Source organism: Micromonospora sp. NPDC049282, from assembly GCF_043197045.1.
GTDB lineage: Bacteria > Actinomycetota > Actinomycetes > Mycobacteriales > Micromonosporaceae > Micromonospora.
The window spans coordinates 52,569-69,973 of sequence record NZ_JBICSL010000008.1; the positions used below are offsets into that span (position 1 = coordinate 52,569).

Annotated in this window: 14 protein-coding genes, 2 pseudogenes and 1 riboswitch; of the genes and pseudogenes, 8 read left to right on the top strand and 8 right to left on the bottom strand. The window is 75.8% G+C overall.

All coding sequences use genetic code 11. The features are described from left to right. Positions 1–32 precede the first annotated feature (32 nt). Positions 33–1,013 (bottom strand): PPK2 family polyphosphate kinase, encoded by a 981-nt coding sequence (locus tag ACGFI2_RS15040; protein ID WP_393516379.1) that lies wholly within the window; start codon positions 1,011–1,013, stop codon positions 33–35. 160 nt (positions 1,014–1,173) lie between these two features. Here ACGFI2_RS15040 and sigJ point away from each other — a divergent pair, with 160 nt between their 5' ends. Continuing rightward, on the top strand, positions 1,174–2,127 hold the full coding sequence (gene sigJ, locus ACGFI2_RS15045; protein ID WP_393516382.1) for an RNA polymerase sigma factor SigJ: 954 nt from the start codon (positions 1,174–1,176) through the stop codon (positions 2,125–2,127). Between the two features lie 7 nt (positions 2,128–2,134). Here sigJ and ACGFI2_RS15050 read toward each other — a convergent pair whose 3' ends face one another. Further along, complete coding sequence (locus ACGFI2_RS15050) at positions 2,135–2,641, bottom strand: DUF402 domain-containing protein (RefSeq protein ID WP_393516385.1); 507 nt, start codon at positions 2,639–2,641, stop codon at positions 2,135–2,137. A gap of 123 nt (positions 2,642–2,764) precedes the next feature. Here ACGFI2_RS15050 and ACGFI2_RS15055 point away from each other — a divergent pair. Together ACGFI2_RS15055 and ACGFI2_RS15060 are read left to right on the top strand one after the other, a co-directional pair. Beyond that, positions 2,765–4,111 (top strand): annotated as a pseudogene (locus ACGFI2_RS15055) (ATP-dependent DNA helicase); the annotation flags it as partial. A gap of 111 nt (positions 4,112–4,222) precedes the next feature. Beyond that, a pseudogene (locus ACGFI2_RS15060) lies at positions 4,223–4,909 on the top strand (ATP-dependent DNA helicase); the annotation flags it as partial. Positions 4,910–4,961: 52 nt separating this feature from the next. Here the strand turns inward: ACGFI2_RS15060 and ACGFI2_RS15065 are convergent. Further along, on the bottom strand, positions 4,962–6,329 hold the full coding sequence (locus ACGFI2_RS15065) for an AI-2E family transporter (protein WP_393516388.1): 1,368 nt from the start codon (positions 6,327–6,329) through the stop codon (positions 4,962–4,964). An 88-nt stretch (positions 6,330–6,417) separates the two neighbouring features. Here ACGFI2_RS15065 and ACGFI2_RS15070 point away from each other — a divergent pair, with 88 nt between their 5' ends. Both ACGFI2_RS15070 and ACGFI2_RS15075 read left to right on the top strand, forming a co-directional pair. Further along, the gene (locus ACGFI2_RS15070; protein ID WP_393516391.1) at positions 6,418–6,765 is read left to right on the top strand and encodes a GroES family chaperonin; all 348 of its coding nucleotides are present in this window, start codon (positions 6,418–6,420) and stop codon (positions 6,763–6,765) included. Positions 6,766–6,829: 64 nt separating this feature from the next. After that, positions 6,830–6,994 (top strand): hypothetical protein, encoded by a 165-nt coding sequence (locus ACGFI2_RS15075; RefSeq protein ID WP_393516394.1) that lies wholly within the window; start codon positions 6,830–6,832, stop codon positions 6,992–6,994. Positions 6,995–6,998: 4 nt separating this feature from the next. Here the strand turns inward: ACGFI2_RS15075 and ACGFI2_RS15080 are convergent, their stop codons facing one another. Together ACGFI2_RS15080 and ACGFI2_RS15085 are read right to left on the bottom strand one after the other, a co-directional pair. Further along, positions 6,999–8,450: a PrsW family intramembrane metalloprotease gene (locus tag ACGFI2_RS15080; RefSeq protein ID WP_393516925.1), complete on the bottom strand. Its 1,452-nt coding sequence runs from the start codon at positions 8,448–8,450 to the stop codon at positions 6,999–7,001. A 23-nt stretch (positions 8,451–8,473) separates the two neighbouring features. Then, positions 8,474–8,595: riboswitch (SAM riboswitch) on the top strand. 207 nt (positions 8,596–8,802) lie between these two features. Beyond that, positions 8,803–10,062, bottom strand: a complete 1,260-nt coding sequence (locus ACGFI2_RS15085) for an aromatic acid exporter family protein (protein WP_393516397.1) — start codon at positions 10,060–10,062, stop codon at positions 8,803–8,805. 69 nt (positions 10,063–10,131) lie between these two features. Here ACGFI2_RS15085 and ACGFI2_RS15090 point away from each other — a divergent pair, with 69 nt between their 5' ends. Continuing rightward, positions 10,132–10,767 carry a metal-dependent phosphohydrolase gene (locus ACGFI2_RS15090; protein ID WP_393516400.1) on the top strand — a complete coding sequence of 212 codons (636 nt, stop codon included), beginning with the start codon at positions 10,132–10,134 and terminating at the stop codon, positions 10,765–10,767. On the opposite strand, the gene ACGFI2_RS15095 is transcribed toward ACGFI2_RS15090, so the two are convergent. Beyond that, positions 10,693–11,025, bottom strand: a complete 333-nt coding sequence (locus ACGFI2_RS15095) for a DUF4031 domain-containing protein (RefSeq protein WP_393516403.1) — start codon at positions 11,023–11,025, stop codon at positions 10,693–10,695. The two genes, ACGFI2_RS15090 and ACGFI2_RS15095, sit on opposite strands and share 75 nt — an antisense overlap. A 31-nt stretch (positions 11,026–11,056) precedes the next feature. On the opposite strand from ACGFI2_RS15095, the gene ACGFI2_RS15100 reads away from it, so the two are divergent. After that, complete coding sequence (locus tag ACGFI2_RS15100) at positions 11,057–12,457, top strand: FAD-binding oxidoreductase (RefSeq protein ID WP_393516406.1); 1,401 nt, start codon at positions 11,057–11,059, stop codon at positions 12,455–12,457. A gap of 1 nt (position 12,458) precedes the next feature. Here the strand turns inward: ACGFI2_RS15100 and ACGFI2_RS15105 are convergent, their stop codons facing one another. Both ACGFI2_RS15105 and ACGFI2_RS15110 read right to left on the bottom strand, forming a co-directional pair. Continuing rightward, positions 12,459–12,968: a hypothetical protein gene (locus ACGFI2_RS15105; RefSeq protein ID WP_393516409.1), complete on the bottom strand. Its 510-nt coding sequence runs from the start codon at positions 12,966–12,968 to the stop codon at positions 12,459–12,461. A gap of 68 nt (positions 12,969–13,036) precedes the next feature. Continuing rightward, a complete protein-coding gene (locus ACGFI2_RS15110) occupies positions 13,037–14,839 on the bottom strand; it encodes a glycerol-3-phosphate dehydrogenase/oxidase (RefSeq protein WP_393516928.1) in 1,803 nt (600 codons plus the stop codon). Between the two features lie 74 nt (positions 14,840–14,913). Between ACGFI2_RS15110 and ACGFI2_RS15115 the strand changes: the two genes are divergently transcribed. Then, complete coding sequence (locus tag ACGFI2_RS15115; protein ID WP_393516412.1) at positions 14,914–17,397, top strand: S8 family serine peptidase; 2,484 nt, start codon at positions 14,914–14,916, stop codon at positions 17,395–17,397. Positions 17,398–17,405 lie beyond the last annotated feature (8 nt).

The window sequence follows — 17,405 nt, forward strand, 5'->3', positions numbered from 1 at the left end:
CATCGACCGGCCCACCCCTGGTCAGGCCCGATTCACCGCTCGTTCACCTGCCGTTCACCTGAGAGCTCGCCGCCCTGGCCGCGTAACCGGTCACGCTCCCGTTCCACGTCGAAATCGGCAGCCGGATACCCCAGATCCAAGTCCCCGAACGTCTCCCGCAGCAGGTGGGCGACCGCCCAGTCGCGGAACCACTTGCGGTCCGCCGGCACCACGAACCAGGGTGCGGCGTCCGTGCCGCAACGCTCCAGCGCCTCGGCGTACGCGGCCTGGTATTCGTCCCACCGGGCCCGGGTGTCCAGATCGCTGGGGTTGTACTTCCAGTGCTTCGTCGGGTCGGTGAGCCGTTCCATCAGCCGCTCGCCCTGCTCGGCGTACGAGATGTGCAGCATGACCTTGACCACGGTGACCGCCTGCTCGGCCAGCTCCCGCTCGAAGTCGTTGATGATCTCGTAGCGGGACCGCCAGGTGGCCTCGTCGACCAGCCCCTCCACCCGGGCGATGAGCACGTCCTCGTAGTGCGAGCGGTTGAACACGCCCACGTAGCCGGGGGGCGGCAGCGCCCGCCGTACCCGCCACAGGAAGTCGTGCCGCAGCTCCTGCCTGGTCGGCGGGCCGAAGGAGCGGATGTGCAGTCCGAGCGGGTTCATCGCGCCGGCCACCCGCTTGACCGTGCCGTCCTTGCCGCCGCAGTCCATGGCCTGGAGCACCAGCAGCACCCGGCGCGGTCGGCCTGCCGCCAGGCTCGCGCCGGCCTGGGTGGGCGCGCTGGTGGCGCCGCCCGGGCCGGCGGCGACCTGCGCGGCGGCGTACAGCATCTCCTGCTGCCGGCCCAGCTCCGCACCGATCAGCTCGACCTGCCCGCGGGCCCACTCCTTGCGCGCCGAACCACGCCCGGCCGCCCTCGGCAGCCCCGGCATCGAGCGGGGGTCCACCGCCGTGAGGTCCACCGGCCCCGGCCCCACCCGCAACAACTCCCGCATCGACCCGTCCTCGGGCCCGACCACACCACTCATCCCCCGATCCTCACCCGCGCTGTCCATCGCCGCATGATCCACACCGTTTCGCCGGGGTGGCGCTATTCGACGCCCTCCGTCACCGCCACTTCGGCGAAGCGGAGTTGATCAAGCCCGAGGGCGGACGGCGAGCGGCGGGAGCGGACGGGAGAATGGGTGGGTGGACGAGCTGGCGGGGGAATTCGAGGCGGAGCGAGGGCACCTCCTGGCGGTGGCGCAGCGGATGCTGGGCAGCCGGAGCGAGGCCGAGGATGCCGTGCAGGAGACCTGGCTGCGATGTTGCGGCGCGCTGGCCGACCCGGCCGACCGCGCCCGCGTACGGGACCTGCGCGGCTGGTTGACCACCACCTGCTCGCGGCTCTGCCTGGACGTGCTCCGCTCGGCCCGGGTGCGTCGGGAGACGTACCCCGGTCAGTGGCTGCCGGAGCCGGTGGTGACCGGCCTGCCGGCGGCGGACGGGTTCGCCCCCGACCCGGCCGAGCGGGCGGTCCGCGCCGATCAGGTCGGCACCGCCCTGCTGGTGGTGCTGGAGCGGTTGACGCCGGAGCAGCGGGTGGCGTTCGTGCTGCACGACGTGTTCGCGGTGCCGTTCGCCGACGTCGCCGAGGTGCTCGGCGCGACGCCGGAGGCGGCCCGGCAGCTCGCGTCCCGGGCCCGCCGGGCGGTGCACGGGCCGGACGCGCCCCGGCACAGCGCCGACCTCGTCGAACAGCGGCGGGTGCTCACCGCGTTCGTGGCCGCGGTGGAGTCCGGCGAGTTGGAGCAGTTGATCCAGGTGCTCGCACCGGACGCGGTGTCGATCGGCGACTCCGGCGGCCACTTCCCGGCGGCCCGCCGGCCGGTGGTCGGCGCCGAGGCCGCCGCCCGCCTGCTCCTCGGCCTGTTCGACCAGGCCCGCCGGCGGGGCGGCCTGCGCGTGCGGCCGGTGCTGGTGGAGGGGACGCTGGGCTGGCACGCGGAGCTGCCCTGGCACGAGGGGCGGACGATGCGCATGGTCACCTCGTTCGCCGTGCACGAGGGCCGGGTCACCGGCGTGTTCAACCAGCTCAACCCGGAGAAGGTGGGCGAGCTGCCGCCGCTGGGCCCGAACGCCGCCTGGCCGCCGCGCTGGTGAGCGCGGCTCAGACCACCAGGGCCAACCACTTCCGGTACGAGGTGGCGAACGGCTCGCTGCCGTCGCCGAGCGCGCCGAGCAGCCAGCCGGCCGCGGCCTCGGCCTCGGCGACCAGGTCGTCCGGGTAGTTCCACCGGGCCCGGTGCTCGGCGAACTCGTCCTCGTCGCGCAGTTCGACGAGGCCGGTCTCGCGGCGGCGCACCACGTCCAGGTCGAGGTCGACCAGGTGGACCGTCTCCCCGCCCTCCCAGCGGGCCGGGGTGGCGATGTCGCAGTAGACCTCGCTGGTGCGCGGCGGCGGGTTGAACATGCCGGTCCACCAGGCGTGCCGGGGCACCAGCAGGACGAACGGGATCTGCTCGACCGAGGGCCGGCCGTGGTAGACCGACTCGGTGCCGACCGGCACGCCGAGCCAGACGCCGAGGTCGTCCTCGGCGAGCCGGCGGGCCGGGTAGTCGCGGTGGGCGCTGCCGTCGTACTTGCGGTAGATCACGCGGACCACGTCGCTCGGCATGCCTGGCACCCTAACCGATTCCGGCCACGCCACGCGATCGGCAGGTAACCGGACGCGACCCGCCGTCCGCCACGCCGCCGGAGCGGCCGGGACGGCGTCGGTGCCGGCGGGTACGGTCGCACGGTGAGCCCGTCCCGCACCGCCACCGGCACCGCCGTCCCGAAGAAGCGTCGGAGCGGCCGCCCGAGCGGCGGGGAGCTGTTGGCGGCCGCGGTGGGCGCGGTTCCCGGCGGCGCGACCCGGCCCGGCCAGCAGCAGATGGCCGAGGCGATCGAGCGGAGCATCGCCTCCGGCGAGCACCTGCTGGTGCAGGCCGGCACCGGCACCGGCAAGTCCCTGGCCTACCTGGCCCCGGCGCTGACCGTGGACGGCCCGGTGGTGGTCTCCACCGCCACCCTGGCGTTGCAGTCCCAGCTCGTCGACCACGACCTGCCCCGGCTGGCCGACGCGGTCGAGCCGGTGCTGGGCCGCCGCCCGACCTTCGCCGTGCTCAAGGGGCGCCACCACTACCTGTGTCTGGCCCGGCTGGACAGCTCCGTCGAGGACGAACCGGACGACACGCTCTTCGACGCGCCCGGGGGGTCCGGCGGGGGCACGAAGTGGCTCGGCGAGGCCGGTCGGCTGGGCAAGCAGGTGCAACGACTGCGCGACTGGGCGGAGGAGACCGCCACCGGCGACCGCGACGAGCTGGATCCCGGCGTCGACGACCAGGTCTGGCGGAGCGTCTCCATGCCGGCCCGGGAGTGCGTCGGCGCGTCCCGCTGCCCGTTCGGGCCGGAGTGCTTCGCGGAGGCGTCCCGGGCCCGGGCCCGGGAGGCCGACCTGGTGGTGACCAACCACAGCCTGCTCGCCGTGGACATGCTCGCCGGGCGGCACATCGTGCCGCCGCACCGGCTGCTGGTCGTGGACGAGGCGCACGAGCTGGCCGACCGGGTCTCCTCGGCGGCTCAGGCCGAGCTGGTGCCGGAGCTGATCGACCGGTCCACCCGGCGGGCCCGGCCGCTGCTCCGCCCCGATCTCGCCGACCGGCTCACCGAGGCGGGTGACGCGCTGGCCGTGGGGTTGGCCGAGGCGCCGGCCGGCCGGCTCACCGCCGGCCTACCGCCCCCGCTGCGCGAGGCGTGCACGCTGCTCGACTCGGCGACCCGGGCCGCGCTGGAGACGATCGGCGACGTGAAGGCCGACGACCCCGACCCGGTCCGCAAGCAGCAGGCGAAGGCCGTGCTGGACGAGCTCTCCACCACCGCCCAGCGCCTGCTGGAGGAGGGCGACCACGACGTGGCCTGGGTGGAGAAGCCGGAGAACGGCAGCCGCCGGGCGCTGGTGGTCGCGCCGCTGTCGGTGGCGGGCACGCTCGCCACCCACCTCTACGACGAGCGCACCGTGGTCGCCACCTCGGCCACGCTGGCGCTGGGCGGGCGCTTCGACACGGTGGCCCGGGCGCTCGGGCTGGAGGCGCCGCCGCCCGCCCCGCCGTCACCGGCCGCCGCCGCGATCGCCACCGCGGCCGCCGCCGGCCGGGGCGCCGGTCCGGCCCCGGTGGCGAGCACCGAGGGCAGCCGGGCGGCGGTCGGCACGGTCCCGGCCACCGAAGGCCCGGGGTGGCGGTCGCTCGACGTCGGCTCACCGTTCGACTACGCCCGGCAGGGCATCCTCTACGTCGCCGCACACCTGCCCCGCCCCAGCGTCTCCGGGCTGCCCACGGCGGCCGGCGAGGAACTGCTGGCGCTGGTCGGCGCACTCGGTGGGCGTACCCTCGGGCTCTTCTCGTCGCGGCGGGCCGCGCAGCAGGCGGCGGAGCTGCTGCGCGCGCGGACCGACCTGCCCGTGCTGCTCCAGGGCGAGGAGGCGCTGCCGCTGCTGGTGCGCCGGTTCCGCGCCGAGCGGGAGAGCTGCCTGTTCGGGGTGATGTCGCTCTGGCAGGGGGTGGACGTGCCGGGTGACGCCTGCCAGCTAGTGGTGATCGACCGGCTGCCCTTCCCCCGGCCCGACGAGCCGCTCGCCGCGGCCCGGGCGGCGGCGGTCGACGCGGGCGGCGGCTCCGGTTTCGCGGCGGTGAGCGTGCCGATCGCCGCGGTCCGGCTGGCGCAGGGCGTCGGCCGGCTGATCCGGGCCACCGGCGACCGGGGGGTGGTCGCGGTGCTCGACTCGCGACTGGAGACGGCGCGTGGTTACGGCCCGTTCCTGCGCCGCTCGCTGCCCCCGTTCTGGTACACCACCCGGCCGGAGGTGGCCCGGGGCGCACTGGAACGGCTGGCCAAGAGCTGACGCCCGCGCCTCCCCGGGCGGGGTGACGCGGGCGTCGGCGGGTCGGGCCGGGTCAGGGCGCCTGGGAGGCGACCACCACCGCGTCCGGCGGGGTGTCCGGCACGGTACGCGCGGCGAGCCGCCGGACGGCGGTGTTGAGCACGGCGATCAGCGGCACCGCGACCAGCGCGCCGGCGATGCCGGCCAGCACCACGCCGGCGGCGATGCCGATGATCACGGCGAGCGGGTGGATGGCCACCGCCCGGCCCATGATCAGCGGCTGGAGCACGTGCCCCTCGACCTGCTGCACGCCGACCACCACGGCCAGGATCGCCAGCGCGGTCACCGGGCCGCTGTCGACAAGCGCCACCAGCACGGCCACCACGCCGGAAAGGAACGCGCCGACGATCGGGATGAACGCGCCCAGGAAGACCAGCGCGGCCAGCGGGAACGCGAACGGGATGTCGAAGACGACCAGGAAGATGCCGATGCCCACGGCGTCGATGAACGCGACCAGCACGGTGGCGCGGACGTACGCGCCGAGCGTCGCCCAGGACGCACGGCCGGCGTCGTCGACCTTCCAGCGCGCGGCGACCGGCAGCAGCCGGACCAGGAACCGCCAGATGTTGTTGCCGTCGCGGAGGAAGAAGAACGTCGCGAAGAGCACCAGGACGGTGCCGGTGAGCACCTCGGCGAGCGTGGCCGCGGTGCTGAGCGCGCCGCTGGTGAACCGCTCGGTGTTGCCGTTGATCCAGTTCTGCGCCTCGTCGATGTAGCGGGTGAGCTGGCTGTCGGACAGGTGCAGCGGGCCGGTCTTGAGCCAGTTCTGGATCTGCCGGACGCCCTGGGAGGACTTCTCGCTCAGCTCCGGCACGCCCTGGATGAACTCGTTGACCACAAGCGTGAGCGTGCCGACCACCGCGGCGAGACCGCCGACCAGCACCACGCCGGTCGCCAGCGAGCGGGGGAACCGGGCCTTGAGCAGCCAGCCGACGGCCGGGGCGAGCAGCGCGGAGAGCAGCAGCGCGACGGTCAGCGGGATGATCACGATGCTGATCGTGCCGACGATCTTGAGTAGGGCCCAGGTGACGATCCCGATCACGATCAGCCGCCAGCACCACGCGGCCGCGATACGCAGCGCGTGCGGCACCTCGGTGTCGTCGCGGCTCACGGTCGAGTTGTGCGTCGCGGCGGGCGGCTCGGCGCCCACCACGGTCGCCGCCGGCGTCGCCGCCGGACCGGGCGAGCTGGGAGAGGCCACGCCGTCCGCCTCGCCGGGAGTCGGGTCCCGGTCGGACCGGCCGGCCGCGGCCGCCTCACGACCCGACTCGTACGCGCGGCGGAGCCGTCCGCGCATCCGCTCGAAGCGGCTCAAGCGCACCTCCCGCAAAGTTGGTCCACCCACGTCACAGGTGGGACAGGATACGTCGGACCGCCCCACCGTAGGGCGGTCCCGCCACACATTGCCCCGTCACCGCTCCCGGCAACCACGACGGGACCGGCCGCGGGGCACGCGGTAGCGTCTTCGCGTGACCGCCGACCAGAGTCTCGACGCCGGGCTGCCCATCCGCCTGCTGCACGATCGCGTGCTGGTGCGTACCGAGGGCGGTGAGGGGGAACGCCGCTCCACCGCCGGCATCGTGATCCCGGCGACCGCGGCGGTCGGCAAGCGGCTGGCCTGGGCCACCGCGGTGGGCGTGGGGCCGCACGTGCGGTCGATCGTCTCCGGGGACCGGGTGCTCTTCGACCCGGACGACCGCTCCGAGGTCGAGCTGCACGGCCGGGCGTACGTGCTGCTGCGCGAGCGCGACGTGCACGCGGTGGCGGCGGAGCGGGTGGACAGCGGCGCGACCGGCTCCACCGGGCTCTACCTGTAACCCTCCGTTTGCGGCGCTTCCCGGCGGGAAGCCCAGGCACCTCAGCGTGCCCTGGGGAGGGACCATGGTCGTCGTAAAGAAGATTCTCGCCTGGGGGCTCCTCGCGTTCCTGATCTACTTCATGGCGTTCCGGCCGGACGGCGCGGCGCAGCTGTTCCGGGGCATCGGGGGCGCGCTGATGGCCATCGCCCAGGGGCTCGGCGACTTCCTCACCGGGCTGATGGCCTGACCGCTCAGGCGTGCGGACGCCACGGGTGCGGACCGTGACCGACCGGCGGGGGCGGCGGGGCCAGCACCACCGGGATCGGCACCACCGGCTCGTCCGGCGCCTCGACCGCGCGCCGGGAGCCGTCCGGGAAACGCAGGTGGTAGCGCTGGCCGTCCCAGACCCCGACCGGCGCCTGCGGGTCGCGCCCGACGAAGAACGACCGGTACGCGGCGATCGAGTCCAGCAGCTCCCGTTCCTCCCGCGCCGTCCGGTCCCGCTCGGCGGGCTTGCGGTCCAGCCCTCGGCGCATGCCGTCGCGCAGCAGCGCCAACCGGGTCGCGGCGAACTGGTAGCCGCGCATCGCCCTCACCCCGCCGTCGCCGGCCACCCGGCGGGCCCAGGAGCGGGCGGCGTGCCGCCGGCCCAGGCTGCCCAGCGCCGCCACCTCGGGCGGGGTGAGCCAACCCGCCCGGACGTAGTCGGGCAGGGTGCGCTCGGTGAGCCGCCCCTCCCAGGCGCGCAGGCCGACGGCCAGCCCCACCATCCCGAAGAAGATCGGCACCATCACGCCGATGTAGCCGTAGAGCACGATCACCGGCTGCCCGGTGACCTGCGCCAGTGACGGGATCAGGTTCCAGGTGCCGTGCAGCATCATGGCCAGCAGCAGGCCGGCGAGCGGGGCGAGGATCCGCACCCGCCGGTCGGCGGTACGCGCGGCGACGCCCAGCCCGACGCCGGTCATCGAGGTGAACAGCGGGTGGGCGAAGCCGAACAGCAGGATCCGCACGATGAAGATCGCGATCACCTGCTGCGCGCCGGTGGCCGGGCCGTATTCCTCCACGCCGGTGCGGTAGCCGTACCCGCCCAGGTAGAGGATGTTCTCGACCATGGCGAAACCGACCGCGGAGAGCCCGCAGTAGACCAGGCCGTCGGTGACCCCGGAGAACTCCCGCCGCCGGAAGATCAGCAGCAGGATCGGGCCGGCCGCCTTGGTCAGCTCCTCGATGAACGGCGCGACCAGCACCGCGGTCAGCGCGGCGGGCAGCCCCCAGTCCTTGAACAGCCGCGCGCCCGTCTCGTTGACCAGCAGCGAGATGGCGGTGGAGACGAAGGCGCCCCAGGCGAAGCAGAAGATCAGGTATTTCAGCGGCTCGGGCTCGTAGCGGTCGAGCCAGAGGAAGCAGGACACCAGCACCGGCACCGGCAGGATCGCCGCGATCACGCCGACCAGCAGCGCCTCGGCGCCCAGGCTCTCGCCCAGCGTGAACACCATGAACAGCGCGCCGGCCGCGATCAGCAGCACCACCCCGGCCAGCGCCACGAAGCGACGCCAGCCGAGCCGGCGCAGCGGCATCCGCGGCGTCGGCGCCCCGGGCGGCGGGACGGCGGGCGCGGACGGCGGCGGCAGTGCTCCGCCGGGCGGGGTGACGGCCATGCGGTCAGCGTAGTCACCCGCGCCGCACTGTTCCGGCCGCATCACGACGGCTATGCTCCGGAACAGGTCACGAGCGCCAGCGTCAAGCCCCGGCTTGCTGGCCGGCAACCCTCGTCGAGTTCGCGGTGGGGTGCCCCGGGTGATGACCGGGCCCAGCGCCGCATCGGGTGCTGGGCAAGCGCGGACCCCGTCCCGACACCCCGGGGTCCCCTGTGGCCCGGGAGGCTCCGCCATGACCGTCACCCTCGTACCCGCCCTGCCCGCGCCGGCCCGGCCGGACCCGCTCGGCGCCCGCCACCGCCCTGCGCGCCAGCATCGGCCTGGGCACCACCGCCCACGAGATCGACACCCTCCTGACCGCCCTGACCGCCCTCCCCGGCTGACGGCCGGCGGGTCAGCCGACCGGTGGGGCGGTGGGAGGTTGGGGGGCGGGGTTCGGGTCGGTGGCCTCGCCGGTGCGCTGGTCGGTGCCGTTGAACGCCTCCCGGACCAGGCGGTTCGCCTCCTCCTGCTCGACGCCGGAGGCCACCATCAGGTCGCTCGCGGCGGTACGCACCTGCGCGATCACCACGCTGCCGGAGAAGCCCACCCCCTCGGCGTACGCCCGGCCGGCCTCGCTGACGGCGCGCAGCGCCCGCTCCCGGGCCTGCTCCGGTTCCTCCCCGACGGCGAACTCGTGTCGCAGCAGGCGTACCGACTCGGCGAGGTGGGCGACCGCGTCCGGCATCGGCTCGGGGATCGCCTCCTCGTCCTCGATCATGGTGACCGAACGGCGGATCAGCGTGCCGCTGTTGCGCATCGCCCGGTCGATCGGCTCGGCCGCCTCGGCGTAGTGGGTCAGCTCGCTGCGCCGGTGCCAGCGGGCCGGCGAAATGGTGATGGTCTCCTTGGCGCCCTCGATCGCCTCGCCGAGCGCGGCCAGTTCCTCCTTGTTCTCCCGGAGCCGGAACAGCGCCCGCTGGGCCGCGCCCCGGTCCCGGTTGCGCAGCGCCTCGGCGCACAGGTCGAGCTGATCGGCGAGCAGGTCCAGCGCCGGCCGGGCGGCCCGGTTGATCACCCGCAGCGGGTTGAGCGGAAGCAGGACGGCGGTGACCACGAGCGCGATGCTGCCGCCGATGAGGGCGTCGACGAAGCGCGGGAGCTCCAGGTTCTTGGTGGACGGGCTGAGCGTCACGATCAGCACCGCGGTCGCCGCCGCCTGGATCACGATGGCCACGCTCCCGCCAGCGAAGATGGTCAGCAGGATCGCCGAGGTCACCACAAGCGCGAGCTGCCAGGCGCCGGTGCCGAGGAAGTAGATCAACGTGTCGCCGACGAGGACACCGACCGCCACCCCGATGATCAGCTCGACGGTGCGCCGGAACCGCTGCCCCACCGAGGCGGCCAGCGTGCCCACCGCGGAGATCGGCGCGAAGACCGGCTGCGGGTTGTGCAGCAGCCGGTGCGAGACCAGGTACGCCAGGCCGGCCGCGAGCCCGGCCTGCAACGCCAGGCCGAACGCGGTGCGAACCCGGTGCAGCCGGTCGTGCAGGGTGGCCCTGCCCCTGTCCCGCAGCTCGTCCATGGCGACGGAGATCCGCTGCCCGTCCGGGTCGGCCAGCCCTTCGCGGGGCGTGACCCGGCGCAGGAACGGCAGTCGTCGGTCCCGGGCCATGGCGGGTACTACCCGTCCCGTCCCGGGTGAATCCTCGCCCCGTGGCCCGGATCGGGCAGACTGCACCGGATGGACGAGCTGACGGCACGGTGGCGGCGGACGGCGCGGGCCGCCGGGGCCACCGACCCGGGCGGCGTGCGGCGGGCCGGGGACCGGCTGCTGGCCGGTTGGCGGGAGCCGCACCGGCACCACCACACGGTGGACCACCTGCGGACGGTGCTCGACGTCGTCGACGCGTACGCCGATCGGGCCCGCCACCCCGACCTGGTCCGGCTCGCGGCGTGGTGCCACGACGCGGTCTACGACCCGCGCGCGGGCGGCGACGCCAACGAGCGGGCCAGCGCCGACCTGGGCGAGGGCCTGCTCACCGCCGCCGGGCTGCCGGCCGCGGCGGTGCGGGGGGTACGCCGCCTGGTGCTGCTCACCGCCGGTCACGAGACCGGGCCGGACGACCCGGACGGCGCGCTGCTCTGCGACGCCGACCTGGCCGTGCTGGCGGCCGAGCCGGCCGACTACGACCGGTACGCCACGGCGATCCGCCGCGAGTACGCGCACGTCGCCGAGCCGGACTTCCGCGCCGGCCGGGCCGCGGTGCTGCGGCAACTGCTCGACCTGCCGGCGCTCTACCGGCTACCCGAGCCGCACGCCCGCTGGGAGGACCGCGCCCGCGCCAACCTGGCCCGGGAGCTGGGCGGCCTCGGCTGAGACGCGGTGCTTCGGGCGGCGCAGGCCGGCGTCCCGCAGCCGGCTGACGATCTCCCGGGACGGGACCACCGTGGCGCCCAGCCAGACCGCCGCCCGGAACCGCTCGGCGGGCAGGTCGTAGTGGTCCCGGTCGAAGCCGCGCCGGGGCACGCCGAGCAGCTCGGCGAAGACGTGCAGCTCCGCGTACGAGACGTCGCTGATCAGGTGCGACCAGAGCCGGCCGCGCCAGGGCACCGCGGGCGGGTCCAGGAGGAGCATGGCGACCAACCGTACGCGTAGCCTTCCCGGCATGGCCGCCCATCCCCTCCTCGACGAACTGCGGGCCGCGCTCGGCGAGACCGCCGTGCTGACCGATCCGGACCTGCTGGCCGGCCACGAGCGGGACGAGGCGGACCTGTGCGCGTCGGGCACCCCGCTGGTGGTGGTCCGCCCTCGCGACACCGCTCAGGTGGTGGCGGCCGTGCGCGCGGCCGGGCGGCACGGCGTACCGGTGGTCCCGCAGGGGGCGCGGACCGGGCTGGCCGGCGCGGCCAACGCGGTGGCCGGCGCCATGGTGCTGAGCACCGTGGCGATGGACCGGATCATGGAGGTCGACCCGGTCGGCCGGATCGCCGTGGTGCAGCCCGGCGTGGTCAACGCGGCGCTGGCCGGGGCGGTGCGGGCGCGCGGGCTCTGGTACCCGCCGGACCCCGGCTCCTGGGAGTCGTCCACCATCGGCGGCAACGTGGCCACCAACGCGGGCGGCATGTGCTGCGTGAAGTACGGCGTGACCACCGAGTACGTGCTGGGCCTGGAGGTGGTGCTCGCCTCCGGCGAGGTGCTGCGCACCGGCCGGCGCACCGCCAAGGGAGTCGCCGGGTACGACCTGACCCGGCTCTTCGTCGGCTCGGAGGGCACGCTCGGGGTGATCACCGAGGTGACGGTGGCGCTGCGTCCGGCGCCCGAGGCGTCGCTGACGCTGGTCGCGGTCTTCCCCACCACGGCGGCGGCCGGCGGCGCGGTGGCCGGGATCGCCGAGCGGGGGCTCACCCCGAGCCTGCTGGAGCTGCTGGACCGGACGCACCTGCGGGCGATCGAGGCGTACCGGCCGATGGGGTTGCGGACCGACGCGGAGGCGCTGCTGCTGGCGGCGGTGGACACCGGCGACCGGGCACCCGGCGACCTGGCCCGGCTCGCCGAGGTGTGCACCGCGGCCGGCGCGGACGAGGTCTGGACCGCCACCGACGCGACCGAGGCCGCCGCGCTGCTCCAGGCCCGGCGGCTGGCCCACCCGGCGATGGAGCAATTCGCCGCCCGGACGTTCCCCGGCGGCAACGGCGGCCTGGTCATCGACGACGTGGCGGTGCCCCGCGGCCGGCTCGCGGAGTTGCTGGACGGGGTGGCCCGGATCGCCGAGTCGTGCGACGTGCCGATCGGCGTGGTCGGGCACGCCGGTGACGGAAACATGCACCCCAACATCGTGGTCGACCGGGCCGACCCGGCGAGCCTGGACCGGGGCCGGCGGGCCTTCGACGAGATCATGCGGCTCGGTCTGGAGCTGGGCGGCACCTGCACCGGGGAGCACGGCGTCGGGCTGCTCAAGCGGGACTGGCTGGCGCGGGAGATCGGCCCGGTGGGCGTCCGGGTGCACCAGGCGATCAAGGCCGCGCTGGACCCGGCGGGGCTGCTCAACCCCGGCAAGGTGATCTGACTCAGCCCTTGTCCTCGGCCGGTGTGGCCTGGGTGAGCAGCAGCAGCACGTCGTACGCCACCGGCGGTTCCGGCTCGCCCGGGCAGTCCTGGATGGTGACGGTCAGCTCCGGCGGGATGAGCAGCGTCGAGGTCAGCACGCCGATGCAGAGCTGCCGGTAGCGCCGGGCCTCGTCGGTCTCCCCGGCCAGCGCCGGGTCGGCGAGCATCCGCTGCAACCGCTGGGTCTGCTCGGGGTTGAGCGCGCCGGTCGCGTCGACGCCGTCGCCGGCGCAGTCGCGGCACTGCCACCGCCCGGCCGGGTCGACGTCGAGCGTGCGGACCTTGCCGTCCGAGCCGAGTCGCTGCAGCAGGGTGACGCGCTTCCCGGCCGGTGTCGGAGTGGCCGAGCCCTGCTCACCAGGGGTGGTGGCACTCTCGGCCCGGCCGAGGAGCGAGCAGCCGGTCAGGGCGGTCGCCAGCAGGACGGCGGCGGACAGGGCGCGGACGCGCGTCGAGGATGGACGAACCACGCGGGAAACCTACACTTCCGTAGGTTGTGGCACTACCCGCCGAGCGGGCGGTAAGGGTTCCGGCGTCCTCAGCGGGGCGAGCTCGGCAGCTCGGTGCCCCGGTCGGCGGCGAAGCCGCGCACGTCCGGCGCGCCGAGCCGTGCCGCGTCGGCCGCGATGTCGTCCGGCATGAGCTGCGACTCCCGCTCGGCCTCCACCCGCGCCCGGTAGTTGGCGACCTCCCGGGCCCGGGTCGCCGCGTCCCACCCGAGCACCGCGCCCATCAGCTCCGCGGCGTGCTCCGCCGATTCCAGGCCGCGGTGGCCGGTCTCGATGGAGATCCGGGTACGCCGGGTGAGCACGTCCTCCACGTGCAACGCGCCCTCGGCCCGGGCCGCGTACGTCACCTCGGCGGCGAGGTATTCCGGCGCGCCGGCCAGCGGCGAGCCGAGCAGCGGGTCGGCGTCGACCAGGGCGAGCAGGTCCAGGGTGAGGTTGCCGTAGCGCTCCAGCAGGTGCTCGACCACCCCGACCGGCATCCCGTGCCGGCGGGCCAGGTCGGCCCGGTCCCGCCACATCGCGGCGTATCCGTCGGCCCCGAGCAGCGGCAGGTCGGCGGTGCGCGACGGGCGGGTCCGGCCGAGCCGGCGCACCGCGTGGTCGACCACGTCGGCGGCCATCACCCGGTAGGTCGTGTATTTCCCGCCGGCCACCAGCAGCAGGCCGAGCATCGGCTCGACCACGGCGTGCTCCCGGGAGAGCTTGGAGGTGGAGTCCGCCTCGCCGGACAGCAGCGGGCGCAGCCCGGCGTAGACGCCCTCGATGTCGGCGGTGGTCAGCGGCCGGGCCAGCACGGTGTTGACCTGCTCCAGCAGATAGTCGATGTCGCGCGCGGTGGCGGCCGGGTGCGACCGGTCGAGCTGCCAGTCGGTGTCGGTGGTGCCGATGATCCAGTGCCCGCCCCACGGAATGACGAAGAGGACGCTTGTCGCGGTGCGCAGGATCAGGCCGGTCTCGCCGACGATCGCCGACCGGGGCACCACGAGGTGCACGCCCTTCGAGGCCCGGACCCGCAGGCCGGGGCGCAGCCCCACGTCGTTGAGCATGCGCGACATGTCGTCGCTCCACACGCCGGTCGCGGCGATCACCGTGCGGGCGCGGACCTCGAACTCGGCGTCCGGCGAGCCGGCCGGCGCCTCCAGGTCGCGCACCCGGACGCCGGTCACCTCGCGGGCCTGCCGGACCAGGCCGACCGCCCGGGCGCTGTTGACCACGGTCGCGCCGAGGCTGGCCGCGGTGCGGGCCAGCGTCACCACCAGGCGGGCGTCGTCGACCTGGCCGTCGTAGTAGCGGATCGCGCCGGCCAGCGTGTCGGGCCGCAGGCTCGGGAAGACCCGGCGGGCGCCCTCGCGGGTCAGGTGCCGGTGCAGCGGCATGCCGCGCCCGCCGCCGAACACCCCGGCGAACGCGTCGTACGCGGCCACGCCGAGGCCGTAGTAGGAGCGGCGGAGGAACCGGCGGGGCAGGTCCCGCACGCCGCCCTCGGCCGGCAGCGGCACCAGGATCGGCACCGGGCGGACCAGGTGCGGGGCGAGCCGGGTGGCGAGCAGCCCGCGCTCGGTCAGCGCCTCGTGGACCAGGTGGAACTCCAACTGCTCCAGGTAGCGCAGGCCGCCGTGGATCAGCTTGCTGGACCGGCTGGACGTGCCGGCGGCATAGTCGCGCGCCTCCACCAGGGCGACCTTCAGCCCTCGGGACGCGGCGTCGAGCGCGGCGCCCGCCCCGGTCACCCCGCCTCCGATGATCAGCACGTCGAACCGCTCGGCACGGAGCCGGCGCAGGTCGTCGGCGCGGCGCTCGGCGGAGAGCTGGCCGGCCGCGGATCGGGACACGTTGGGGTCGCGCACCCGTCCACGGTAGCCGTCCCCACGCCACGGCGACACGCGCCGGCCGTACCGTGATGACCATGCTGACCGGCCCGCCCGCTGTTCCCGTACCCACGACGCCGCGCGAGACCGGGCCGTGGCCGGTCGTCGCGGCGGTGGCGACCGGCGTCTGGGCGGTGCTGGTCACCGTGCCCGGTCAGGTCACCGGCTGGCTGGTCGACCAGGTGGTGCTGGTCACCGGGCTGGACCGGGTGGTGGCGGTCTGGCCGGTGGTCGCGGTGGTCACCACGCTGCTGGTCGGCGGGCCGGCGCTGGCGCTGGCGCTGCTGCCCCGTTCGCCGGCGGTGCGGGCGGCCGGGCGGGCGTGGACCGGCGGCGCGGTCGCGCTCGGCGCGGCGACGCTGCTGAGGGCGCTGCCGCCGGTGCACCACGAGGCGTACCTGGCCGCGCTGGCGGTGACCGCCGCGCTGCTCGCGCTCGTCGCCGCCCGGCTGACCCGCCGCCGCCCGGCCGTCGCCCGGCCCGGCCCCGCCGCGCCCCCGGCGCCGGCCGGGGGCGACGGCCCGACGTGGTCCGACGTTCGCGCCGCGACGCCGGGGACGGCCGGTCGGGAGGGGCGGCGGCCCGGCGTCGTGTCGCTGCTGGCGGTGGCCGCCGGGCTGGCGGTCCTGCTGCCCTGGGCGTGGGTGGGCGCGCTGGGCGGGGCGTTGGAGACGGTGCTCGCCGGGCTGGCCGCCGCCGCGCTCGGCGGGCTGGCCGGGGTGCTGCTCGGCCCCGCGTTCTGGGCCGGCTTCGTGCCGGGGACGACGGTCCGGCCGGCCCGGCTGGTGCTGGTCGGCGGCCTGGTCGCCGGCGTCACGCTGGCGCTGCTCGCCGCCGGCGCCGGACAGTCGGGCGCCCAGTTGCCGGGCCTGCTCCTGCTGCCGCCGCTCGGCTTCGTGCTGGGCGCGCTGGAGGTGGCGGCCCGGCACGCCGGCCGGCCGGCCGGCCCGGCGCCGGTGCGCTGGCTGGTCGGCCTGGCGCTGGCCGGGCCGCTGGCCCTCACCGACCCGGAGGAGATCACGCTGCTGCTGGCCGCCACCCGCGACGTGCCGTTCTGGGTGGCGGTCGGCGCCGGCGCCGCGTTCGCCGTCGCGGTCCTGCTCGCCGTCGGGTACGGCGTGCTGCTCGCCCGCCCGCGCGCCCGCGCGCCCCGCCGGGGCGTGGCCGGGCTGGCCGCCGGCACGCTGCTGGCCGCCGTGGCCGTGGTGTACCTGGTCCCCGGACAGCCGGGCCTGCACGGCGAGCGGCTGCTGGTGGTGCTGCGCGAGCAGGCCGACCTGAGCGGCCTGCCGGCCGGTACGCCGGGCCGGGCCGGACGGGACGCGCGGGCCGCCGAGGTCTACCGGCGGTTGGTCGCCACCGCCGACCGCACCCAGGGCGACCTGCGCCGCACGCTGACCCGGCTGGGCCTCGACCCGACGCCCTACTACCTGGTCAACGCGATCGAGACGGACGGCGGCCCGGCGGTACGGGCGTGGCTGTCCGGCCGCCCCGAGGTGGCCCGGGTGCTGGTCGACCAGCGGCCGCGCCCGTTGCCCGCGGCGGCGCCGCCGGCCCGCGGCGACACGCCGGCGCCGAGCGGCCCCACCTGGAACGTGACGCTGATCGGCGCGGACCGGGTCTGGTCGGAGCTGGGCGTCACCGGCGCCGGCGTGGTGGTGGGCAGCTCGGACTCCGGCGTCGACGGCCGGCACCCGGCGCTGGCCGGCGGCTTCCGGGGCGGCGACGACTCCTGGTACGACCCGTGGGAGCACCGCCGGGCGCCGGCCGACCGGGGCGGCCACGGCACGCACACGCTCGGCAGCGCGGTGGGCCGGAACGGGATCGGGGTGGCGCCCGGCGCGAGCTGGGTCGGCTGCGTCAACCTGGACCGCAACCTCGGCAGCCCGGCCCGCTACCTCGACTGTCTCCAGTTCATGCTGGCGCCGTTCCCGCCGGGCGGGAACCCGCTGACCGACGGGCGGCCGCAACGCGCGCCGGACGTGCTGACCAACTCGTGGGGCTGCCCGCCGCTGGAGGGGTGCGACGCGGGAGCGCTGCGCCCGGCGACCGCCGCGCTGAGCGCCGCCGGCATCCTGGTGGTGGCCGCCGCCGGCAACACCGGCCCGTACTGCGGTTCCATCGCCGACCCGCCGGCGCCGTACCCGGACGTGCTCACGGTCGGCGCGGTGGACCGGTCCCGCCGGCTCACCGAGTTCTCCAGCCGGGGCCCGACCGGGGCGGTCGCGAAACCCGATCTGGTGGCCCCCGGCGCGGCGGTGCCGTCGGCGTTCCCCGGCGGCGGCTACGCCACCCTGGACGGCACCTCGATGGCCACCCCGCAGGTGGCGGGCGTGGTGGCGCTGATGTGGTCGGCGAACCCGGCGCTTGTCGGTGACCTGGACCGGACCCGGCGGATCCTCACCGAGACCGCGTCGGCGGCGACGGTCCCGGCCGGCACGGCCTGTGGCGGCACCCGGGACCTGGTCGGCGCCGGCCTGGTCGACGCGTACGCGGCGGTGCGGGCGGCCCGCGCCGGTTAACAAACCCT